Origin of the sequence: Lachnospira sp. CLA-JM-H23, assembly GCF_040096425.1 — a bacterium.
GTDB lineage: Bacteria > Bacillota > Clostridia > Lachnospirales > Lachnospiraceae > Lachnospira > Lachnospira rogosae.
Window position 1 is genome coordinate 1 of record NZ_JBBMET010000002.1, and the last position, 23,603, is coordinate 23,603.

Consider the following 23,603-nt stretch of genomic DNA (forward strand, 5'->3'; position numbering starts at 1 on the left):
GAGTTATTCTTAAGGAAAGTACGAAAGTACTTGACAGGATACGGATGTATAAGATATATTTAATGTGCAGTTTTGAATGAGTAGTGAATAGTTGTTATTTAAGAGGCTTTAAAGCCTCTTTTTTATTATCATCAATTTATATATTATGTAGATATTATATAGATTAGAAAGTTTTAATAATATTGTTATATACAATAATATCAGTATTTAAACATCAGCATTTAAATATAAGTATTCAAGTAGATAATATATTGGACAATATTCATATTTTGCATAATTATATGTAATAGCAATTGAAATTATGTATGTGATTTGTTATAATATTCCAATAAAAGTACGGGATTTATGGAGGATAAAACTATATGGAAACTAATATATTAATGGAAAGTGGTACTAATGAATTAGAGGTGCTTGAATTCATAGTTGGAGGGAATCATTATGGAATTAATGTCGCTAAGATTAAAGAGATAGTTCCATATAGCAAGGTTACACCAGTACCTAATTCACATCCTTGTGTAGAAGGTGTGTTTATGCCAAGAGATTTAATGATAACAATAGTTGATTTAGCTAAGGTTATTAAGTGTGCACCTTCTAAAGATATTACAAAGGATATGTTTATTATCACTAATTTTAATAAGCTTAATGTTGCATTTCATGTGGCATCGGTTGTTGGAATACATAGAGTATCCTGGACAGATATTATTAAGCCAGACAGCACAATAAGCAGTGCTGACAGCGGAATTGCAACAGGTGTTGTTAAGATTAATGGACAGTTAATTATCATTCTTGACTTTGAGAGAATTGTATCAGATATAAGTCCAGAGACAGGATTAAAAGTATCAGATATTGAAAAGCTTGAAGGAAGAACTAAGAATGAAGCACATATTGTAATTGCAGAGGATTCTCCATTACTTATGAAGCTTATTTCAGACTCACTTATTAAGTCAGGATATGATAATCTTACATTATGTGCTAATGGACAGGAGGCCTGGGAGAATCTTGTTGCTCTGAAGGATTCAGAAGATGCACAGATGGATGTAGCTTGTGTTATAACTGATTTAGAGATGCCATTAATGGATGGACACAGATTGACAAAGCTTATCAAGACAGATGATAAATTAAAGAATATACCAGTTGTTATATTCTCATCATTAATTAATGACCAGATGAGAGCTAAGGGAGAAGCATTAGGAGCTGATGTACAGTTATCTAAGCCAGAGATTGGATTGTTAGTTAATGAGATTGATAAACTTCTCAGATAATATTATTTATGTTATTATGGTGTTATCTATATAATGATAGCACCATAATTTATTGTTAAGGCTGTGAGGATAGATATGGAATATACATTACAAGATTACTGTAATAGAATTAGAGAAGATGTTAAAGATTATGATTATATATTAATAGGTCTTGGTGATGAAGCACTTAATAATAATGATGGTAATCTTATAGATATGCTTAATAAGTTTGGTGAACTTCTTGATAAGAATAATTATTTTATTATATCGTCTACCAAGCATAATTATCTAGGTGAATCAACAATAAATCCCAAAAGAATGGTTTGTCCATATATTAATGAAGATGAGAAACAGTGGGATTTTTACAACAAATGGTTATCAGCGACATTGGCTAAGAAGCTGCTTGTTATTGAGATAGGGGAAGGATTTAACAATCCTAATCTTATAAGGTGGCCATTTGAGAGAATTGTTATGATTAATGATAAAGCACATTTTTACAGGGTACATAGTACGTTTTATCAGATACCTAAAGAAATAGCAGACAAAGCTTGTACAATGAAGATTAACTCATATGAAGTATTGAAAGAGTTAGTTAATGTTGTTAATTAATATTCTTTATGGTAGAATTTTATTTATAATTTTACGAAGGTGGTGGAATTGTGGCAGAGAATGAAGAGGATTACCTTGATGGCTTATTGAAATCATTATCTGAAGATGAGAATGCACAATCAGAGAATAAGGATGAAGAGGAAGAACAGATCAAAGAGCAGGTAAGGGAAGCCTTTGAAAAGTCTAATGAGAAGAGTACTAAATTTGAAAATATATATGATGATGAGGATGGAAATCTTAATGACGATAATATAGAAGAGTTATTAAAAGATGTTATGACAGTTCCTCGTCATATGGCGGCTTCTGATACGGAAGAAACATTTATAACTGATGATACAGTATCAGAATTAACTCCTGAGGAAGTTGCTAAGAAGGCACAGGAAGCAGATAAGCAGACAGAAGCAGATGATACATCTAAGGATAAGCAGGCAGATGAAGCTATTGATAAGATGTTAGATGACACTCCAGTTGATGAAGCTGCTGGTACTAATCTTGATAAGAACGATGAGCTTATGGATGATATGGGTTTATCAGATACCGAAAAAGACCGTCTTGCAAGTATGAATTTGGATGATCTTATAGGTGAGATGAATGATAATGCAGATGAATCATCTATGAATGAGCTTCTTAAAGAGAACGGTATGCAGTCAGAAGATGAGGTAGCTGCTGAGGATACATCAGCCGATAATTCAGCTTCATCAGCAGATAATGCTTCTTTAGGCAATGCTGATAATGAGGCAAATGCAGCTTCAGATAGCACATCTGATGACAATGGCACAGAAGCAGCTAATAAAGACAGTGTGCAGAATAAAGCTTCAGATGCCGATGAAGCACAGGATGATAAAGTTTCTATGAAAAAGAAGCACAACAAAAAGCAAAAGAAAAAAGATAAAAAAGGTATTTTTTCTGTTATAAAAGACATTTTCTTTGAAAGTATTGAAGATGATCTTAATGAAGCAAATGTGGCAACAGGCGATGGAGAATTGCTTGAAAAGACTGTTGATAATGCAATAGCTGCTAAGACTAACACAGTGGATGATGGAAAAGAGCAGGATGAGAATGAGAAGCTCATTGATGAGGTATTTCATGGTAAAGCTAATCTTGACCAGCCAGAAGCACCTAAGAAGGGCTTAATTGCTAAGATTAAGTATAGGTATCAGCAGTTTAAGATTAGGCAGGAAAAAGAAGGTAAGCTTGAAGAAGAACAGGAACAAATAGAAAATCAGCAGAAGGCTGAGGCTAAGGAAGCAAAAAAGGCTCAGGCTGAGGAGAAGAAGAAACAGGCTGCAGCTAAGAAAGAAGAAAAGAAAAAGCAGGCTAAACAGGCAAAAGATAAGAAGCCTAAGAAAGAAAAGAAACCTAAAAAAGTTAAAGTTAAAGAACCACCTAAACCAGGTGATATTCTTAAGATTAAACCAAAATCAATCATTTTATTTATATTACTTATAGCAGGAATTATTATGCTTATACAGGTATTTGGCTATAGTATCAATTACAACAGTAAAGTAAATGCAGCTAAAGATTACTTTATCAATGGCGAATACGAGAAAGCTTATAATAGTTTAAGTGGTATGAACCTTTCAGGTAATGAAGAGACAATATATAACCAGTCAAAGGTTGTTATGTATGTTCAAAGACAGTATGAGTCATATCTTAATTACAGAAAGATGAATATGAATACAGAGGCAATTAATGCTCTTATAAAGGGTGTTGACAGATATCAGACATACAGGGCTGAAGGTAAAGAATTAGGCGTAGATGATAAGATGAAGGAAAGCTATGATAAGATTATCAATGCACTTAAGGATACATATAAGATATCAGAGACAGAAGCTATATCTTTAGCAGATATGTCTAATAGCGATTTTGTTACTTATTATTACAAGATAGAAGCATACGGAGAGGCAGTAAAATGATAGCGATTATTGATTATGATGCAGGCAATCTTAAGAGTGTTGAGAAAGCGTTAATAGCACTCGGTGAAGAAGTTATGGTATCCAGAGACTCAAGTGAGATACTTCAGGCAGATAAAGTTATTCTTCCTGGAGTAGGTTCATTTGGTGATGCGATGAACAATCTGGATCGTTTTGGACTTGTAGATACAATTAAAAATGTTGTAGCTAAGGATACACCATTTCTTGGAATATGCCTTGGACTTCAGCTTTTATTCAAGGAAAGCGAAGAGACACCAGGAGCTGAAGGTCTTAACCTTCTTCCAGGAAAGATATTTAAAATTCCAGCTAAGGAAGGCTTTAAGATACCACATATGGGCTGGAATTCCTTAAATGTTAAGGATAATGCGAGATTGTTTGCAGGAATCAATGCTAATCCATATGTATATTTTGTACATTCATATTATCTAAAAGCTGATAATGATGATATTGTAGCAGCGTCTACTGAATATTCAACACATATTCATGCTTCAGTAGAAAAAGGTAATCTTTTTGCGTGTCAGTTCCACCCAGAAAAGAGTAGTGAAACAGGCTTAAGAATACTTAAAAATTTTGCTGAATTATAGAATGGAGAATGTAATATGTTTACTAAAAGAATTATACCATGCCTTGACTGCAAAGATGGACGAGTAGTAAAAGGTACTAATTTTGTTGATTTAAAGGATGCTGGAGATCCAGTTGAAGTTGCCGCAATGTATGACAAATCAGGAGCTGATGAGCTTGTATTTCTCGATATAACAGCTTCAAGTGACGGAAGAAATACAACTGTTGATTTAGTAAGAAAAGTTGCTGAAAAAGTATTTATTCCATTCACTGTAGGCGGAGGAATACGAACAGTAGATGATTTTAAGGTGCTTTTAAGAGAAGGTGCTGATAAGATATCTATTAATTCAGCGGCAATTATGGATCCAACACTTATATCAAGGGCGGCTGATAAGTTCGGCAGTCAATGTGTGGTTGTTGCAATAGATGCCAAAAGACAGGAAGATGGTCATTGGAGCATTTATAAGAATGGTGGAAGAGTTGATATGAATATTGATGCTGTTGAGTGGGCTGTTAAGGCAGAACAGCTTGGAGCAGGAGAGATACTTCTTACAAGTATGGACTGTGATGGGACTAAAGCAGGATACGATATTGAACTTACAAGAGAGGTTGCCTCTAATGTATCAATTCCAGTTATAGCCTCAGGCGGGGCTGGCAATATGGAGCATTTTTATGATGCTTTTACAGAAGGTATGGCAGATGCTGCATTAGCTGCTTCTTTATTCCATTATAAAGAGATGGAGATAAATGATTTAAAGCAGTATTTATCTGATAAGGGAATACCTATAAGATTAGTTAAGTAGATATTGGAGGGTGTTATTATGTCAATGATAACTAATGATTGGAAAGATGCTTTAAGTGATGAATTTAAGAAAGATTATTACAAAAAGTTGTATACATTTGTAAAAGACGAATATAGCAGATGTGTTGTCTATCCTCCAGCAGACGATATTTTTAATGCATTTCATTTTACACCTTTAAAAGATGTTAAAGTGCTCATATTAGGACAAGACCCATATCACGAGGTAAATCAGGCACATGGGCTTAGTTTTTCGGTTCTTCCGGGCAATCCTATTCCTAAGTCACTACAGAATATATATAAAGAATTACACGATGACTGTGGCTGTTATTATCCTAATAATGGCTACCTTAAAAAATGGGCTGATCAAGGCGTACTATTGTTAAATACAGTATTAACAGTAAGAGCTCATAATGCTAATTCACATCAGGGAATGGGCTGGGAACAGTTCACTGATTCAGTTATCAATGCGGTTAATATGCAGGACAGACCGATAGTATATATGCTCTGGGGTTCACCAGCACAGAGAAAGATACCTATGCTTACCAATCCTAAGCATCTTATATTAAAGTGTCCACACCCTAGTCCTTTATCAGCATATAGAGGATTTTTTGGATGCAGGCATTTCAGCCAATGTAACGAATTCCTTGAAAGCCATGGAGTTGAGCCTATTGACTGGCAGATAGAGAATATCTGATATTATGAATATTTTAAAATAAATAAAAAGCAGCGTTGATTGACAACCCTTAATAGTAGATTGTCAATCAACGCTGCTTTTTGCTTAGAAAATAAAACTACGGAAGAAATGTCTATTCATCAAAATCTTCTTCTGAACCTGCAACAGCTCCTATTACAGCAATAATTACTACAACTGCAAATATAGCAACTGCAACACCGATAATTGGTCCTAAAAATAATAAAAAGTTCATATTACCGACCTCCATTTATTAGTATTATACACTTGAAATTATTTAATTTCAATATATTGAAATTAAATATTTCAGCATATTTATTATATACAGATGTTTCTATAACACATATGTATACAATAAATATGCAACACTCAGCCTTTTATATAAGTTCATGGTAATAAATCTGATTTAGCAGACATCAGACATTAAAGGTTCTTGTTAGCAGTAGCAAGCATAAGCTTAATTCTGTTAAGCTGGTTAACTTCTGATGCACCTGGGTCATAATCCACGGCGATTATGTTAGCTTCAGGAAATGCTGCACGTAATTCTTTGATTACGCCCTTACCAACAATGTGGTTAGGAAGGCAGGCAAATGGCTGACAGCATACAATATTCCCAGCACCGTTATGAATAAGCTCAATCATTTCACCAGTAAGAAGCCAGCCTTCACCAGTCTGGTTACCAAGTGACACAAGGTCTTTGGCAAGAGCAGCAGTTTCTTTAATTGAAGATGGAGCATCAAACCTCTTGCTCTGTGCTAATGCTTCGTTACCAGCTTTTCTGAACCACTCAAGCAATTTAATTACCACGTTATTGATAAATGCTGACTTAGATGAAGCACCAAGGTACTTGTGTTTGAAGTTAGCATTTTCTGCACAATAAAGAAGAAATCCCATAAGATCTGGAACAACAGCTTCAGCACCTTCAGCTTCCAATAAATCTACAAGATAATTATTAGCGGCTGGAAGAAATTTAACAAGAATTTCTCCAACAACACCAACTCTAGGTTTTTTAATATCAAGAAGTTCAATATTATCAAAATCGTGAACTATATCACGCAGATTTTTATTGAAGTCTTTCATTCTTACTTTGTCAGAAGTAAGCTGCTTTATACATATCTCTTTCCAATGTTCGTGAAGGGCGTTAACAGAGCCTTTTTCCTTCTCATAAGGTCTTGTTCTGTATACAACATTCATAAATACATCACCGTATTCAATAGCCATCATAGCTTTCTTTAACATTGGCAGATCATACTTAAAGCCTGAGTTAGACTCTAGTCCCTGTGCACTTAAAGAAATAACTGGTATGTATGCAAGATTAGCTTTCTCAAGAGCACGTCTTATAAATCCAATATAGTTAGAAGCACGACAGCCACCACCAGTCTGCGTAATTATAATGGCAGTCTTGCTTAAATCATATTTACCGGAAAGAACCGCGTTCATAATCTGTCCGACAACCATTAAAGAAGGGTAGCAGGCATCATTATTAACATATTTAAGTCCCATATCTACAGACGATTTATTATCATTGGCAAGAACTTCGAAGTTATATCCACACGAATTAAGAGCAGGTTCAAGCAGGTCAAAATGTATTGGTGACATCTGAGGGCAGAGAATAGTGTAATTCTTTCTCATCTCAGGTGTGAATTCAACACGCTTGTATGCACTTGAAACTAACTGTCGCTGGTAATTTTTCTTGTCCCTTACTTTAAGTGCAGCAATAAGTGATCTGACACGTATTCTTGCAGCACCAAGGTTATTAACCTCATCAATTTTAAGAACTGTATATATTTTGCCAGACTTAGTAAGAATATCATTAACGGCATCTGTAGTAACTGCATCAAGTCCACAGCCGAATGAATTAAGCTGTATAAGATCAAGATTATCCTGAGTCTTGACATAGCTTGCTGCGGCATACAGACGTGAGTGGTACATCCACTGGTCCATAACAATAAGTGGTCTTTCAACATTGCCAAGGTGGGCAACGCTGTCTTCAGTAAGAACGGCTATTCCATATGAGTTGATAAGTTCTGGAATACCATGGTTAATCTCGGGGTCAATATGGTAAGGTCTTCCAGCGAGTACAATACCACGTTTGTTATTTTCTTTAAGGTATTTAATAACTTCTTCACCTTTATTATGCATATCAGTTCTTGACTGCATCAGTTCTTCCCACGCATCGTGAACAGCAGCCTTGATTTCTGGTGCGGGAATTAAAGGAAATTCTGCTTTAAGTCGTTTGGCAAGAATTTCTTCACTTTCAAATGAGAGGAAAGGATTTCTGAAATCTATATTTTCTGTCTTTAATTCTTCAACGTTGTTCTTAATATTTTCTGCATAAGAAGTTACAATAGGGCAGTTATAGTGGTTATTAGTGTTATCAATCTCTTTATGTTCATAAGGAACACAAGGGTAGAATATGAATTTAATACCTTTCTTGATAAGCCAGCTTATATGTCCGTGTGCAAGCTTGGCTGGGTAACACTCAGACTCAGAAGGTATTGATTCAATACCTAATTCATAAATCTTTCTTGTAGACTGAGGCGAAAGAACTACACGGTATCCAAGCTTAGTAAAGAATGTGAACCAGAAAGGATAGTTCTCATACATATTAAGTACTCTAGGAATACCAACAGTTCCACGCACTGCAAGGTCAGCGGATAATGGTTCATAATCAAAAAGTCTATGGAATTTATAATCAAAAAGGTTAGGAAGATGTTCTTTATTTCGTTCTTTTCCAAGACCTCTTTCACATCTGTTACCAGTTATAAACTGCCTGCCACCAGAGAACTTATTAATAGTAAGGTGACAACTGTTAGTACAACCCTTACATCTTGTAAGTGTTGTTTCATATGTAAGACGGTTGATCTTATCTATTGAAAGCATTGATGATTCAGATATGCCGTCATATCTTTCCCTTGCGATAAGAGCAGCTCCGAATGCTCCCATAATACCAGCAATATCAGGTCTTATGGCATCAACACCTGTAATCTTTTCAAAACTTCTTAATACTGCATCATTATAGAAAGTACCACCCTGTACAACAATGTGCTTTCCAAGGTCGTTAGGGTCAGCAATCTTAATAACTTTATATAAAGCATTTTTGATAACTGAATAAGCAAGACCGGCAGAAATATCAGCGACTTCCGCACCTTCTTTCTGAGCCTGCTTGACTTTAGAGTTCATAAATACTGTACATCTTGTACCTAAATCAATAGGGTGCTCGGCAAAAAGTGCAGCTTTGGCAAAGTCCTGAACAGAGTAGTTAAGCGACTTTGCAAATGTTTCGATAAATGAACCACATCCTGAAGAACAGGCTTCATTAAGCTGGACAGAATCAACTGTCTGGTTCTTTATCTTAATACACTTCATATCCTGTCCGCCGATATCTATAATACAGTCAACCTCAGGGTCAAAGAATGCAGCAGCATAGAAGTGGGACACAGTTTCAACTTCACCTTCATCAAGCATAAGTGCTGACTTGATAAGAGCCTCACCATAACCTGTTGAACAGGCCTGCACAATCTTAGCCTTAGGTGAAAGCTTTGTATAAATGTCTTTAACAGCCTTGATTGTAGTATCAAGAGGAGAACCGTTGTTGCTTGAGTAAAATGAGTATAATAAATTACCATCTTCATCTACTAAAGCAGCTTTAGTTGTTGTAGAGCCTGCATCAATACCAAGGTAGCAGTTACCTTCATAAGTGATTATATCAGCAGTCTTTACATGATGTGCATTATGTCTTTTAGTGAAATCATCATAAGCTAACTGATTGGCAAAAAGTGGTTCCATACGTTCAACTTCAAATTCAAGCTTGATTTTGCCTGAAAGTCTTTTGATAATATCTGCAACATTTACACATACATTTTCATCATAATTCATAGCAGAGCCAACTGCCGCAAACAAATGAGAGTGGTCAGGTGCTATAACCTGTTCAGGTGTTAAGCTTAATGTGCGGATAAATGCCTGCTTAAGTTCTGATAAGAAATGAAGCGGACCACCAAGAAATGCCACATTGCCACGGATAGGCTTGCCACACGCAAGACCAGAGATTGTCTGGTTGACAACAGCCTGAAAAATAGAAGCTGATAAATCTTCCTTAGTAGCACCCTCGTTAATTAGAGGCTGTATGTCTGATTTGGCAAATACACCACATCTTGCGGCAATAGGGTATATTGACTTGTAATTCTTGGCGTACTCATTAAGACCAGAAGCATCTGTCTGTAAAAGTGAAGCCATCTGGTCGATGAAAGAACCTGTACCACCTGCACATATACCATTCATACGCTGGTCGATACCATTAGTAAAATATATAATCTTGGCATCTTCACCACCAAGTTCTATTGCAACATCACACTGAGGTGCATAATCCTGAAGTGCTGTAGATACAGCGACAACTTCCTGTGTAAATGGTACTTCAAGATGCTTGGCAAGTGTAAGTCCGCCAGAACCTGTGATAACAGGGTATATTTCAAATTCACCTAACTGAGCGACAGCCTTTTCAAGAAGAGATTGTAAGGTCTCCTGAATATTAGCAAAATGTCTTTCGTAGTCAGAAAATAAAATATTATTATTATCATCAAGAATAGCGATCTTTACTGTTGTAGAGCCAATATCAATACCTAATCTGTATTTGTTCATAGTCATTACGGCAGAGCCGACCTCCTTGTTAATTATATTGTGTCGAAAAATATATAATAAAATCGAAAAGTTACAATCCGACATATTATATAAGAAATGACACAGAAATTCAACACTTGTTAGAACATTGTTTATATAAAATTAATAATACTATTATTGTTATATAATTGACAAACATAGGTTTTGTTTTTATACTTTTATTATTAAATCGCTTTAAATATACATAATTTAATAATGTGGGAATTATTCCTGCGGAAATGAGGAGTTTAATGGATTGGTTTCAGAAACTAGAAAGAAAGTATTCTAAATATGCAATACAGAATTTAATGATGTATATTATTGTGTTATATGCTGTAGGTTTTGTATTCGAGGTGTTTGCACCTGGGGTTTACAGCACATATCTTTCATTGGATTTTGCATATATATTTAAGGGACAGATATGGCGGCTTGTAACATTTATTATACAGCCACCATCAACAAGCATAATATTTGTATTCTTTTCACTTTATTTCTATTATCTTATAGGAACAGTGTTAGAGAATATATGGGGGTCATTTAAGTTTAATGTGTATTTCTTCTCTGGAGTAATACTTAATATAATTGCGGCTCTTATAATATATCTTATATTTGGCATAAGTTTTAATATGAGCACACATTATATTAACCTTGCTTTATTTATGGCTTTTGCTATGGAACAGCCGGATATGGAAGTGTTGTTGTTCTTTGTAATACCGATCAAGATTAAATGGATGGCACTTCTTGACGGAATAGTATTTGCAATAATTATTCTTGGAGGCTTTATTGTTCCAACAATTGCAGTAAGCGGAGTGAACTTTGGCTGGACTATGTGGAAAGGTTTATACAATGCAGGACTTCTGTCAGGAAGCGGAATGGGATGTTATGCCAATGCGATTGCAGCTTTAGTGTCTATGATTAACTTTATAATATTCATTACAGTGTCTAAGAGAAGACCTTTTAAGACTTCTACACAGAAGAATTATAATAAGGCTATGCATACAGCAGGAAAAGCACAGAAGAATAATGGCAGCAGACAGAGCTTTAATGAAACATTTTATAATGCCAATAGTGAAAAGACAACATGGCAGGGGGCTAATAAGCCATACAGACCTGCTAATGGAACACCTAAGCACAAATGTGCTGTGTGTGGAAGAACGGAATTAGACGATGAAAATCTTGTGTTCAGATTCTGCTCAAAATGTGCTGGCAATTATGAATATTGTAATGAACATTTATATACACATATTCATATTGGCAAAACACAATAATATATGGTAATATGATGGTATATATTATTAATAACACTTAATTATCATAACAATTTCAGAATGGGTATTGCTATTTTATGTGTTATTAAGTATAATTTGTTGGATTGTTTTGAATTTAATTTATTTTATTTACTTGGAGGTTATAATGAAAAAGACTAAGGTTATATGTACTATGGGTCCTAACACTAATGATAGAGAGCTTATTAAGCAGCTTGCACTTAGTGGTATGGATATTGCAAGATTTAATTTCTCACATGGTGACCATGAAGAACAGGCAGGCCGTTTTGCATTAGTTAAGAGCGTAAGGGAAGAGATTAACAAGCCTATAGCTACACTTCTTGATACAAAAGGACCAGAAATCAGAACTGGTGTGCTTAAGGATGACAAGAAGGTTACACTTAAGGAAGGTCAGAAGTTCACACTTACAACAAGAGATATTGTAGGTGATGATACTATTGATATGATTACTTATGCAGGTCTTCCAGCAGATGTAGCTAATGGTAATACTATTCTTATTGATGATGGTCTTATTGAGCTTAGAGTAGAAGAGGTAGTCGATGGTACGGATATCGTATGTACAGTAATCAATGGTGGTGAACTTGGTTCTAAGAAGGGTGTTAATGTACCTAACGTAAGCATTAAGCTTCCAGGTATTACAGATAAAGATAAAGATGATATTATATTTGGTATTGAACAGGGATTTGATTTTATTGCAGCTTCATTCGTAAGAAATGCAGCTTGTATTCAGGAAATCAAGCAGCTCTTATGGGAGCATGGTGCTGATATTCCAGTTATCGCTAAGATTGAGAATGCAGAGGGTATTGAAAATCTTGATGAAATTATCAAAGTTGCTGATGGAATTATGGTTGCTAGAGGTGATATGGGTGTAGAGATTCCAGCAGAAGATGTTCCTCATTACCAGAAGGAAATTATCAAGAAGTGTAACGCAACATATAAGCCGGTTATTACAGCTACACAGATGTTAGATTCTATGATTAGAAATCCACGTCCTACAAGAGCCGAGGTTACTGACGTTGCTAACGCTATCTATGATGGTACAGACGTGGTTATGCTCTCAGGTGAAACAGCTAATGGTAAGTATCCACTTGAAGCATTAAAGATGATGGTTAAGATTGCTGAAAGAACAGAGCAGGATATCAAGGGAAGATCTGCAGATATCGCTAAGGTTCACAGCAAGAGAAGCATTTCAAGTGCTGTATGTAACGCAACAGTTCAGACTGCTGATAACCTTAATGCAAAGGCTATTGTATGCCCAACAATTTCAGGATTCACAGCAAGACTTACATCTAAATTAAAGCCAAATGCAGAAATTATCGGCTGCTCACCATATGATAATGTTCTTAGAAAGATGCAGATTTATTGGGGAGTAAGACCATTAAAGACAGCTACAGAGACTTCAACAGATAAGATTATTGAGCACGCTTTAGTTGTATCTGAGCAGGCTGGATATGTAGAAGAAGGAGATACAGTTATCGTATCTGCCGGTATCGCTACAACATCTGATCCATCAGCTAAGAGAGGTCTTACTAATACAATGAGAGTTGTTACACTCTAATATTATAGCTGGTATAAGATATTTCAGATAGTTATATAAGCCCACAAAACCTTGTGAAATTGGTTTTGTGGGCTTGTTTTAAGTTGGTTAGAACACTACATAATTGAAAATATAAAAATTGAATGATATAATAATCGAAAAATAAATATACGTAATTATATATATGCAATGGGAGTGATGTAGATGAGTTTTTGAAACCAATTAAGGAGGTTAGAATAGAATATGCAGCTTGATATTAAAAAAAATAGCAGAATAGTTTGATAATAACATAGGTGTATATTAAAGGATTTGAATATGAGCATAAAAAAGATATTGATATGGCTCCCAGCCATTGTTATGGCAATGATTATATTTGGCTTTTCAAAGCAGGATGGGGAAGAGTCATCAGGGCTAAGCTATAAGGCGGCGGATATTATACTTACAGTGTGTGATAAGGCTGGAATTATAGATTGTAATGAGAATAACAGGGAAAGTATGATAGAGGCGGTGCAGTTTCCAATAAGAAAAGCTGCACATATGACAGAATATGCAATTTTTTCAATATTTGTAATGATTGCACTTATAGTTGATGGGATTAAGGGTGTAAGGATTCCTGTCATATCAGCAGTTATAGCAATAGCATTTGCAGCAACAGATGAGTTTCACCAGACATTCGTGCCAGGTCGGTATGGTTGTGTGTTAGATGTGTTGATAGATGCGGCAGGGAGCATAATAGGACTTATTATAGTATATATTATATATAAAAATGTATGTAAACATAAAGACGAAAAATGCAATAATATTAATTGATAAAGATATAATGAGTGCAAAAGCACTCATCTTAAAAGTTCCTAACGGAACTTTGTATGTGCTGAAAAGCAGCACAGGAATAAAGATATAATGAGTGCAAAAATATGATATAACGCTTGCAAAATTAGCAACTATATGGTATAAGCTTTAGTAGACATATGATAATCAGGTGTCGAATATCAGAATATAATATTTTATTATGCAATTTTCATAATAAGTTGTATGAGGTTGACAGTAAGATTATCATCTATATTAATATAATGCGATGATGGAAACAAGTAGGCATAACAGTAAGCAACAGAAAGTAGCCGGCTGATGAGAGGCACAGTGGATAGTTATTCTGAATACATTCCGTAGCAGCAAACTGAAAGGCATATAGTGCTTAGTAGGGGCGACGTGTGGTACACGTTACAGTATCAAGGATCATAAGACCCGTTAAGGTGAACAGTGTGAGCTGTTTATGAATAAAGGTGGTAACACGGAGCATATGCTTTCGTCCTTTAACAAGGATGAAAGATATGCTCTTTTTTGTTATTAACAGGGTTATGTATCATTTATCAAATAATAACGTAATAGGAACAGGAGAACAGAAATGGCAGAAATGACAGTTTATGACGAGTTAGTTGCAAGAGGATTAATTGCACAGGTAACAGATGAAGAATTAATTAAGAATTTAATTAATAATGGAAAGGCTACATTCTATATTGGTTTTGATCCAACAGCAGACAGTCTTCATGTAGGACATTTTATGGCACTCTGCTTTATGAAAAGACTTCAGATGGCAGGCAATAAGCCTATCGCATTAGTCGGTGGCGGAACAGGTATGATTGGTGACCCATCAGGTAAGACAGATATGAGAAAAATGCTTACACCGGAGCAGATTGAGCATAACTGTGAGTGCTTTAAGAAGCAGATGAGCAAGTTCATCGATTTTTCAGATGATAAGGCTTTATTTGTAAATAATGCAGACTGGCTTTTGAAGCTTAACTATGTTGACCTTTTAAGAGAAGTCGGTGCGTGCTTCTCAGTTAATAATATGTTAAGAGCTGAGTGCTACAAGCAGAGAATGGAGAGAGGTCTTACATTCCTTGAATTTAACTATATGATTATGCAGAGTTACGATTTCTATATGTTATACCAGAAATACGGCTGTAATCTTCAGTTTGGTGGAGATGACCAGTGGAGCAATATGCTTGGTGGTACAGAACTTATCAGAAGGAAGCTTGGCAAGGATGCTTCAGCTATGACGATCACACTTCTTCTTAATTCAGAGGGTAAGAAGATGGGTAAGACAGTAAGCGGTGCTGTATGGCTTGATCCAGAAAAGACTTCTCCATATGAGTTCTACCAGTATTGGAGAAATGTAGCTGATGCAGATGTATTAAAGTGCATCCGTATGCTTACATTTTTACCACTTGAGCAGATTGATGAAATGGATAAGTGGGAAGGTGCACAGCTTAATAGAGCTAAGGAAATACTTGCATTTGAACTTACTAAGATGGTTCATGGTGAGGAAGAAGCTAAGAAGGCAGAAGAAACAGCTAAGGCTATATTTACATCAGGTGATGCGGCTAATATGGCAGCAGTTAAGCTTGAAGATGATGCCTTTACAGATGGAAGCATTGATATTGTATCGTTAATTCACGCAGCAGGTCTTGCAGCTACTAAGTCAGAAGCAAGAAGAGTTGTCTCACAGGGCGGTGCTTCTGTTGCAGGTGAAAAGGTATCTGATATAGCAGCAAAGTTTGATAAAGAATTCTTTGCTGGTGATGGAGTAGTTGTTAAGAAGGGTAAGAAGTCATTTATAAAGGTACAGGCATAATATTGTAAAATGTTTCAGAGCCGGCAGTAATACTGCTGGTTCTGGAGAGTTAAAGAGTGAGGATAAGTATGAAAAAGAGTGAGATTACCTTTATAAGGCTTATGAGCCTTGCGTTAATTATGGTTATAAATGCGGCTGTATTATTATTTTTTGTAGGGGAGCATACATTTCAGAATATACTTAACAGAATGAATAGTAATGTATATGATGGCGGTACGCTTGATACATCAATTTATAATTATTATTTTTATGCTGGTTTTGGAAGCATATATAAGATTATATTTCCAATAACGATATTACTGCTTGTGACTGCTGCGGTATGTGTATACAAAAAGGTGAGTATGGCATCAAGGCTGTCAATAGCTGCTAATATAAGTGCATTTATAACAGGTGCGTTATTGTTATTTGCAAGAATAACAGAAAGTTCAAAAGGTGTTCATATATTTATAAATAGCTTTTATATGAATAAATCGGACATTGGTAATATACAGACAGTACAATTAATGTCCAGAATACCAATAGCTTATATTCTTGTTATGGTGTTATCAGTATTAGGACTTTTAATGGTTAAGAGCAGTACAATAACAAAGCTAAAAATATATAATGATAAGATGGCATATAATAATGCTGTTATATATATATTCCCTGCATTATCAGGTTTTCTTATACTTGAAGTTATTAGAAATCTTGTTATTTCAAGAGTGGTGATGTTATCATCAGATGAGTATATACAGACTGTAGCAGGATATATTCAGGACTATTATATTGGAAGTAAATTCTATTTTAACTGGTCGTGGCTTATTATATTTACTATTGTAACCTGCGTTGCAATAGTATTAAATAATAATAATAAACTTATGATTATTGAGATAGCTGTATTTAGTATTATTGTTATTATTCCATCCGTTATATATGCGTTTAATCCGCCATCATTATTTGGATACCTTACAACAGATAATACGCTGTGTGATTTAACAGAAGCTGCATTTGTATGGTATCTTGTAAGAATGAGCGTATCATTAATCACAGGCATAATATTTATTGTATTGGTCGTTAATGAAAGAATTAATATAAAGTGTATGTATATAATAGCAGGCACATTGCTTGTGTTAAGTCTTGTTATGCTTATTGTGGCAGGACTAAACAGGGCTTCGCTTTCAGTTATGTATATGCTGTGTGCTGTGGCTGATGTTATAGGAGTTATAGTGTTAGCTGTTACAGGGTTAAGGACTTTAAGTTAATTAAATAAAAAGCTGGCTGTCCAGAAAACATTTATATGATAAAGTCATATAAAGCTTTCAGACAGCCAGTTTTTTATCAGCCAGTAACTTCTTTAATGCCGTTAATATCAGCTATGGCGATAAGAGAGTAGTTAGTGTAATATACAACAAAGCCCGGTTTGGCAGCGGCAGGCTTTTTGACTTCTTTCTTTAATACATAATCGACTTCAACTTTATCAAGGTCGCGGCCTTTAGAGTAGTAGGCTGCAAGTGCGGCAGCTTCCTCAAAAGTTCTGTCGGGCAGTTCCTTGCCGTTAGTCTTAACTATAACGTGAGAACCAGGCATCTGCTTGGCATGAAACCACCAGTCACTATTAGAAGCAAATTTAAAGGTTAGTTCATCATTCTGAAGATTATTCTTGCCGACATACATATCAAAACCGTCTGATGATATATAGTGCAGAGGTTTGTTGTTCTTGTTATCCTTGCTTTTGGATTTGCTGTTCTTCTTGATATAGCCGGTTATGATAAGTTCTTCTTTAATATTATTAAGGTCATTCTCAGTAGTTGCAATATCAAGGGCATTTATTATTGATTCAAGATACATAATCTCATCTTTAATCTCTTTGATAAGTCTTACACCAGCTTCATAAGTACGTTTTAATTTGTTGTATCGTGCAAAATATTTATTCGCATTCTCAATTGGTGTCAATGTATCGTCCAAAGGAATAGAGATTTCTTCGTTAGTGTAATAATTAAGAGCTGTGAAGCTTTTTGCACCAGACTCGATATTGTAGCCGTATGTGTTGATTAGCTCTCCATACACTCTGTATTTGTCACGTTTTTCAGTATCCTTTAACTGTTTTTCCTGAATATCAAGCTTTTTATAAGAACGCTCAAGATGAGTTGTAATTATTCTTCTTATATCAGTCGATTTCTGGTGAATTCGTGTTCTTACTTCTTTTTCGTGATAATAACCGATAAGACATTCACTTATTGAGGAGTAGCTTTCGGATTTATCATACATAGTAAGAGGAATCGCGGCAAAATCTGTGGGTGCACCGTTATCATATACGATGTTAGGGCTGAAACTTCCATTTGCCACGTCATTAATAATAGCCTTGAATGCTTCAAATAGAGCTATGCTTTCAGCACTGGACAGACAGTTGGCTGGTTTGGCACTGTCAATATGTGCCCTGTGGCAGACTTCCTCTGATATGCAGGTGCTTATTCCAGTGTAAGCACTGCTTAAGGCTTTGGCAGTAGTCTTAGGCTGTGATAATATATTTTCATTAAAGGTATTAAAATCCATATTCATCGGATTGTGCTTGTTAGATGTATTAGGAATAAAATATTCCCTTCCTGGAAGAACTTCTCTGACAGAGCTTATCTGTGCTGACACATGCTTAATACTGTCTAATATTGTGTTATTGTCATCGCATAATATGATATTGCTGTGTTTGCCCATAAATTCTGTGATTAAATGTTTACGGCAGAGGTCACCTAATTCATCTAAATGTTCAATTTCAATATCAATTATTCGCTCAAAAGCGGGTTGTGTTATTGATATAATTCGTCCGTTATTGATGTGCTTCCTAAGAAACATAACAAAGTTAGGTGCAAGCTGGGGGCTTGGCTTATTATCTTTAGTCATATATGCAAGCGGAAGTGAAGCATTTGCAGATAATACAAGCCTGTATTGTCCAGAATTAGCCTTTATGGTAAGTAAAAGCTCATCATTTTCTGGCTCTGCAATCTTATATAATCTTCCACCAAGAATTGTGTTGTTTAAATCGTGTACAATATTCGCTATTGTAATTCCATCAAATGCCATAATACTCCATTCTGGCGTATTGGTACGCCATTAATACTTTAGAATAAATGATAGCACATTTTATAGATGTTGTCTTGTATGGTTAAAGTAAAATTGATATAATTAGCAGTTGTAATTAAAAGTTTGATATGTAAGTTGATGTTTAATAAGCGATGTATTAAACTACATTTAGTATTAAAATATTTTTTAATGTTATCAACAATGAATAAATGAAATGAGGACACTTTGATGATAAAAAGTATGACTGGCTTTGGAAGAAGCGAGATAGAGAGAGGCAACCGTAAAATAACAGTAGAGATTAAGTCGGTGAACCACAGATTTCTTGAGAACAGTATAAAGATGCCTAAAAAGCTTAATATATTTGAGGCAAGAATAAGGGATACAATTAAGAAATATGCATCAAGGGGAAAGATTGATGTATTTATTACATACGAGGATAATTCAGAGAGCAATGTAAGCCTTAAGTTTAATGAAAGCATAGCACGGGAATATATGAATATATTCAGACAGATGGAGGAGCGTTTTAATATAAGAAATGATATTACTGTTGGAGCTTTGTCAAGATACCCAGAGGTTATCACAATGGAAGAATCGCAGGAAGATGAAGAAGAATTGTGGAACTTTATTAATGAGGCAATAGAAGAAGCCTGCAAGGGGCTTGCTGATACAAGAATTATTGAGGGTGAGAACTTAAAGAATGATCTTTTGTTAAAGTTAGACCATATGGAGGAGCTTGTTTCTTATATTGAAACAAAAAATCCACAGATAATAGAAGATTATAAGAAGAAGTTAGAAGCCAAGATGGAAGAAATCCTTTCAGATGCTGATATAGATAAGAACAGGATAGCTTCTGAGGTGATTATATATGCTGATAAAGTATGCGTAGATGAGGAGACAGTAAGATTAAGAAGTCATATTGAACACGCAAGAAAATGCCTTAACGAAGACGGAGGGATTGGAAGAAAGATGGATTTCATAGCACAGGAGATGAACAGGGAAGCCAATACAACTTTATCTAAGGCGAATAATATAGAAATATCAAATGCAGCTATAGATTTAAAGACAGAAATAGAAAAAATAAGGGAACAGATACAGAATATAGAATAAAAAAGCTTGCACGAATCGGTGTATTTCTGTATAATAACTTGTACACTTATGTTGTGTGCGTGCCAACAGGCATTTACAGATTGGAGAATAGAGATGAAAGAGAAAGGTTTATTACTTGTAATTTCAGGTTTCTCAGGAGCTGGAAAGGGAACTGTAGTTAAGAGATTATTAGAGCTTCATAATGATTATGCTCTATCTATCTCAGCGACAACCCGCTCACCAAGAGAAGGTGAACAGAATGGAAGAGAGTATTTCTTTAAATCAACAGAAGAATTTGAGAGTATGATTGATAATTCTGAATTGATTGAGTATGCAAAGTATGTCAGCAACTATTATGGAACACCTAAGGCATATGTCGAGGAACAGCTTGAAGCAGGTAAGAATGTGATACTTGAAATCGAGATTCAGGGTGCACTTAATATTAAGAAGATGTATCCAGATGCAGTTCTTTTATTCATTATGCCACCAAGTGCAGAAGAATTAGAGAGAAGACTTGTAGGACGTGGAACAGAAGATGAAGCCACAATAAAGGCGAGACTGCAAAGAGCCAGTGATGAGGCTAAGGGCGTAGAGAATTATAACTATATAGTTATCAATGATAAAGTGGATGATTGTGTTGAGGCAATTCATTCTATAGTTAACAGTGAGAAGAGAAAAGCAGTTAACAATATGAGTTTAATTAATAATATTAAAGAAGAGCTTAAAGCTTATGAGAAAGGAGAATAATAATGTTACATCCATCATATTCAGAATTAATGGCAGTTGTTAATAGTGAGGTAGAGGACGGCGAACAGCCAATCGTACAGAGCCGTTATTCAATTGTTAAGGCTACTGCCGCAAGAGCTAAAGAGATTATTGATGCAAGAACAATAGAGGAGAAGGTTAGAAAGGCTCGTATTGAGGCTGAGAACGCTCCAAAGGAAAAGGAAAAGGATAATAAGGATAAGAAGAATGAGCCAAAGCCGCTTACAACACCAGATGAGGCGAGAAAGCTTCAGATAGGAACACCTCTTATCGATAATGCAGAGAATATGAAGCCACTTTCAATAGCTGTAGAAGAGTTATATGAAGGCAAGGTTAAGATTGTCAGCAATGGCGATGACAGTGAAATTATGTAATTTCAGATTTTGATTTTATGCATGGATATTTGCTGATATAATGATTACTGCATAATATTGTCATTTGTAATATTAATAATAGAATTTACAGGCTGTTGCATTTTATATGTGACAGCCTTTTGATGTTGGGAGGTAACATAAAAGTTATGGGAAGTAATATATATGATGAGAAGAAGCGTGTAATTAACTGTGAAAGTGCAGAAAAATGTGGGAGCTGTGCCTATGCAGGAATGAAATACGATAATGAATTAAAGATAAAGCAGGGATATGTAGACAAACTTTTTAAAGACATCTGTCCAGTAGATAAGATAACAGGAATGTACAGACCAGTGCATTACCGTAACAAGGTTCACGCTGTTGTTGGTGAAGATAAGAATGGCAATATTATAACGGGAACATATGAAGAGAACAGCCACAATATAGTACCTGTATCTGACTGCCTGCTTGAAGATTCACACTGCAGTAGCATTATAGCTACATTAAGAGATTTATTTAAGTCGTTTAAATACAAGCCATATAATGAAGATAAGGGAACTGGTTTTATAAGGCATATTCTTTTAAGAAAAGGCTTTTCAACTAAGGAGATTATGCTTGTTATTGTGACGGCTGATGTTGCATTTCCGTCTAAGACACATTTTCTTAAAGCATTAAAAGAGAAGCACCCAGAGATTAATACAATCGTACAGAATGTTAATAAATACAATACAAGTATGGTGTTAGGACCAAGAAATATAGTGCTTACAGGCAAGGGATATATTGAAGATGTGTTATGTGGCTACAGATTTAGAATAAGCCCATCATCTTTCTATCAGATTAACCACCAGCAGACAGAAAAGTTATACAAGGCGGCGATAAATATGGCTGGAATAACTAAGAAGGATACAGTTATTGACGCTTATTGTGGAATAGGAACAATAGGAATAGCAGCTTCTTCCAAGGCAGGACAGGTTATAGGGGTTGAGTTAAATGCAGATGCGGTAAAAGATGCAGAGGTCAACGCTAAGATTAACAATATAAAGAATATTAGATTTGTGAATGATGATGCTGGAAAGTTTCTTGTTGAATATGCCACACATAAGAGGGCTGATGTTGTTATAATGGATCCTCCAAGAAGTGGCAGCAGTCAGGAATTTCTTGAGTCGGTACTTAAGATTAAGCCAGAAAGAGTTGTGTATGTATCGTGCAATCCAGATACTCAGAAAAGGGATGTTGATATGCTTATGAAAGGTGGATATAAGGTTTTGGAGTGCAGACCATTTGATATGTTCCCTTTTTGTGACCATGTGGAAACAGTCTGCCTTCTGTCGAGAAAAGCCCAATAAATCAAAGGATTTCGCCATTTTGGGAATAAAATAGATGTGTGTTTCTGTTTCCATAGAGTGATGATATAACTGGAGTTTTACCCCAGGGGATAGGCTTTTGGGAATAAGAAATACACATTTTGGCGAAAGGATACTTTTTCGCAAAAGTAAATTTGTGATAAGGAGGATAAGTTAATGAGTAATTTTAATAATAACTCATATCAAAGCTTAGTTGCAGATTTAATCGGAGATACATTTTATAAAGATACTTCCGTTAGCGGAAGAATATCTTTTGTTAGAAAATATGCAGAGGTTGTTATTCGAAAAATATTAGATATTGATCCAAATAAGGCAGTAACTTTAGGAGCAAAGAATATTCAAAATAGAATAAAAAATTTGCCTAACCATGAATTTATTGAAGCAGCTGTAGAAACTGTTCGTGGCAAAGAAAATCAGTCGACACATACGCAATATTTAGGAGGGTTTGACTCAGAGGACTTTGATAATGTGGTAGATGGTTTATTTGATATGCTATCATATCTGCTGATAAGCTATTTTGAAAAATACGAATTTGGATCAAGAAATGACGTGTTATATTCCTTTTCAATGCTGACACCTATAATACGTTTTTTGTACATGGGACGAAAAGAAAAAATTAGAGAAATATCAAATGAAAGTAATTCGTATGTTATCTTGAATTTTATTTCGTGATATGGGGGATAAAATTGTCACCACACTTTGAAAACCTATTGCATACTTTCGCTATGCAGTATAAAATCAAAGTTCAGGTGAATATTGAAATCGTCTGTCTGCTTTCAAGGAAACCTTGATTTTCTGCGGTTTGCGAGAGATTAAGGAAAGAAAATGGATGTGTGTTTTTTGGTCTTTTGAATGAAACATTTGAATATTGAAACAGTGGGGTGGTTTGAACCTTGCTGAATAATAGGCTTTTGCTAAAAGGTATCACTTTTGCGAAAATGTATGATACTTCTCGGCAGGAGCCTTTTTATATAAAGATAACTTGACTTCCAAATCTTACTGATGTAATATTTATACAAGTGCAGCAGGATTGCG

General features: G+C 35.2%; 17 protein-coding genes and 1 pseudogene. 16 read left to right on the plus strand and 2 right to left on the minus strand.

All coding sequences use genetic code 11. The annotated features are described in order from the left end of the window. Window positions 1-362: 362 nt before the first annotated feature. From WMO42_RS02210 to WMO42_RS02235, 6 genes are all read left to right on the plus strand, one after another. The gene (locus WMO42_RS02210) at window positions 363-1,262 is read left to right on the plus strand and encodes a chemotaxis protein (protein WP_022501160.1); all 900 of its coding nucleotides are present in this window, start codon (window positions 363-365) and stop codon (window positions 1,260-1,262) included. A gap of 75 nt (window positions 1,263-1,337) precedes the next feature. After that, entirely contained in the window at window positions 1,338-1,850 is a 513-nt protein-coding gene (locus WMO42_RS02215) for a hypothetical protein (protein ID WP_022501161.1), read from the plus strand. A 50-nt stretch (window positions 1,851-1,900) separates the two neighbouring features. After that, complete coding sequence (locus tag WMO42_RS02220; RefSeq protein WP_349191431.1) at window positions 1,901-3,766, plus strand: hypothetical protein; 1,866 nt, start codon at window positions 1,901-1,903, stop codon at window positions 3,764-3,766. Further along, window positions 3,763-4,368: an imidazole glycerol phosphate synthase subunit HisH gene (gene hisH, locus WMO42_RS02225; RefSeq protein ID WP_349191432.1), complete on the plus strand. Its 606-nt coding sequence runs from the start codon at window positions 3,763-3,765 to the stop codon at window positions 4,366-4,368. Before WMO42_RS02220 ends, hisH begins: the two co-directional genes overlap by 4 nt. Before the next feature lie 15 nt (window positions 4,369-4,383). After that, window positions 4,384-5,148 (plus strand): imidazole glycerol phosphate synthase subunit HisF, encoded by a 765-nt coding sequence (gene hisF / locus WMO42_RS02230; RefSeq protein WP_022501164.1) that lies wholly within the window; start codon window positions 4,384-4,386, stop codon window positions 5,146-5,148. Window positions 5,149-5,166: 18 nt separating this feature from the next. Beyond that, window positions 5,167-5,841 (plus strand): uracil-DNA glycosylase, encoded by a 675-nt coding sequence (locus tag WMO42_RS02235; protein WP_022501165.1) that lies wholly within the window; start codon window positions 5,167-5,169, stop codon window positions 5,839-5,841. 420 nt (window positions 5,842-6,261) lie between these two features. Here the strand turns inward: WMO42_RS02235 and WMO42_RS02240 are convergent, their stop codons facing one another. Next, complete coding sequence (locus WMO42_RS02240; RefSeq protein ID WP_349191639.1) at window positions 6,262-10,476, minus strand: acyl-CoA dehydratase activase-related protein; 4,215 nt, start codon at window positions 10,474-10,476, stop codon at window positions 6,262-6,264. A 269-nt stretch (window positions 10,477-10,745) separates the two neighbouring features. Between WMO42_RS02240 and WMO42_RS02245 the strand changes: the two genes are divergently transcribed. The 5 genes from WMO42_RS02245 (at window position 10,746) to WMO42_RS02265 (ending at window position 17,190) form a co-directional block, all read left to right on the plus strand. Continuing rightward, window positions 10,746-11,762 carry a hypothetical protein gene (locus WMO42_RS02245; protein WP_022501168.1) on the plus strand — a complete coding sequence of 339 codons (1,017 nt, stop codon included), beginning with the start codon at window positions 10,746-10,748 and terminating at the stop codon, window positions 11,760-11,762. Window positions 11,763-11,907: 145 nt separating this feature from the next. Next, window positions 11,908-13,338, plus strand: coding sequence for a pyruvate kinase (gene pyk, locus WMO42_RS02250; protein WP_022501169.1), 1,431 nt, complete (start codon window positions 11,908-11,910; stop codon window positions 13,336-13,338). A 294-nt stretch (window positions 13,339-13,632) separates the two neighbouring features. Further along, complete coding sequence (locus WMO42_RS02255; RefSeq protein WP_349191433.1) at window positions 13,633-14,127, plus strand: VanZ family protein; 495 nt, start codon at window positions 13,633-13,635, stop codon at window positions 14,125-14,127. Between the two features lie 601 nt (window positions 14,128-14,728). Beyond that, window positions 14,729-15,949 carry a tyrosine--tRNA ligase gene (gene tyrS, locus WMO42_RS02260; RefSeq protein ID WP_055306679.1) on the plus strand — a complete coding sequence of 407 codons (1,221 nt, stop codon included), beginning with the start codon at window positions 14,729-14,731 and terminating at the stop codon, window positions 15,947-15,949. Window positions 15,950-16,017: 68 nt separating this feature from the next. Then, on the plus strand, window positions 16,018-17,190 hold the full coding sequence (locus WMO42_RS02265; RefSeq protein ID WP_349191434.1) for a hypothetical protein: 1,173 nt from the start codon (window positions 16,018-16,020) through the stop codon (window positions 17,188-17,190). A gap of 76 nt (window positions 17,191-17,266) precedes the next feature. Here WMO42_RS02265 and WMO42_RS02270 read toward each other — a convergent pair whose 3' ends face one another. Further along, window positions 17,267-19,003: an NFACT RNA binding domain-containing protein gene (locus WMO42_RS02270; protein WP_055306662.1), complete on the minus strand. Its 1,737-nt coding sequence runs from the start codon at window positions 19,001-19,003 to the stop codon at window positions 17,267-17,269. A 228-nt stretch (window positions 19,004-19,231) separates the two neighbouring features. Between WMO42_RS02270 and WMO42_RS02275 the strand changes: the two genes are divergently transcribed. The 5 genes and pseudogenes from WMO42_RS02275 to WMO42_RS02295 all read left to right on the plus strand — a co-directional run bounded on the left by WMO42_RS02275 (window position 19,232) and on the right by WMO42_RS02295 (window position 23,240). Beyond that, window positions 19,232-20,110, plus strand: coding sequence for a YicC/YloC family endoribonuclease (locus WMO42_RS02275; protein ID WP_055174975.1), 879 nt, complete (start codon window positions 19,232-19,234; stop codon window positions 20,108-20,110). 93 nt (window positions 20,111-20,203) lie between these two features. Further along, window positions 20,204-20,836: a guanylate kinase gene (gmk, locus tag WMO42_RS02280; protein WP_022501419.1), complete on the plus strand. Its 633-nt coding sequence runs from the start codon at window positions 20,204-20,206 to the stop codon at window positions 20,834-20,836. Window positions 20,837-20,838: 2 nt separating this feature from the next. Further along, a pseudogene (locus tag WMO42_RS02285) lies at window positions 20,839-20,970 on the plus strand (DNA-directed RNA polymerase subunit omega); the annotation flags it as partial. A 404-nt stretch (window positions 20,971-21,374) separates the two neighbouring features. Then, entirely contained in the window at window positions 21,375-22,550 is a 1,176-nt protein-coding gene (gene rlmD, locus WMO42_RS02290; protein ID WP_349191435.1) for a 23S rRNA (uracil(1939)-C(5))-methyltransferase RlmD, read from the plus strand. A gap of 174 nt (window positions 22,551-22,724) precedes the next feature. Next, window positions 22,725-23,240: a hypothetical protein gene (locus WMO42_RS02295; protein WP_349191436.1), complete on the plus strand. Its 516-nt coding sequence runs from the start codon at window positions 22,725-22,727 to the stop codon at window positions 23,238-23,240. Window positions 23,241-23,603 lie beyond the last annotated feature (363 nt).

Bases quoted from the DNA above. Each gene is read 5' to 3' on its own strand.
- WMO42_RS02275 (WP_055174975.1), top strand. From the start codon at position 19,232: ATGATAAAAAGTATGACTGGCTTTGGAAGAAGCGAGATAGAGAGAGGC.
- WMO42_RS02210 (WP_022501160.1), top strand. From the start codon at position 363: ATGGAAACTAATATATTAATGGAAAGTGGTACTAATGAATTAGAGGTG.
- WMO42_RS02245 (WP_022501168.1), top strand. From the start codon at position 10,746: ATGGATTGGTTTCAGAAACTAGAAAGAAAGTATTCTAAATATGCAATA.
- WMO42_RS02270 (WP_055306662.1), bottom strand. From the start codon at position 19,003: ATGGCATTTGATGGAATTACAATAGCGAATATTGTACACGATTTAAAC.
- tyrS (WP_055306679.1), top strand. From the start codon at position 14,729: ATGACAGTTTATGACGAGTTAGTTGCAAGAGGATTAATTGCACAGGTA.
- WMO42_RS02255 (WP_349191433.1), top strand. From the start codon at position 13,633: ATGAGCATAAAAAAGATATTGATATGGCTCCCAGCCATTGTTATGGCA.
- rlmD (WP_349191435.1), top strand. From the start codon at position 21,375: ATGGGAAGTAATATATATGATGAGAAGAAGCGTGTAATTAACTGTGAA.
- pyk (WP_022501169.1), top strand. From the start codon at position 11,908: ATGAAAAAGACTAAGGTTATATGTACTATGGGTCCTAACACTAATGAT.
- gmk (WP_022501419.1), top strand. From the start codon at position 20,204: ATGAAAGAGAAAGGTTTATTACTTGTAATTTCAGGTTTCTCAGGAGCT.
- hisF (WP_022501164.1), top strand. From the start codon at position 4,384: ATGTTTACTAAAAGAATTATACCATGCCTTGACTGCAAAGATGGACGA.
- WMO42_RS02265 (WP_349191434.1), top strand. From the start codon at position 16,018: ATGAAAAAGAGTGAGATTACCTTTATAAGGCTTATGAGCCTTGCGTTA.
- WMO42_RS02240 (WP_349191639.1), bottom strand. From the start codon at position 10,476: ATGAACAAATACAGATTAGGTATTGATATTGGCTCTACAACAGTAAAG.
- WMO42_RS02215 (WP_022501161.1), top strand. From the start codon at position 1,338: ATGGAATATACATTACAAGATTACTGTAATAGAATTAGAGAAGATGTT.
- hisH (WP_349191432.1), top strand. From the start codon at position 3,763: ATGATAGCGATTATTGATTATGATGCAGGCAATCTTAAGAGTGTTGAG.
- WMO42_RS02235 (WP_022501165.1), top strand. From the start codon at position 5,167: ATGTCAATGATAACTAATGATTGGAAAGATGCTTTAAGTGATGAATTT.
- WMO42_RS02295 (WP_349191436.1), top strand. From the start codon at position 22,725: ATGAGTAATTTTAATAATAACTCATATCAAAGCTTAGTTGCAGATTTA.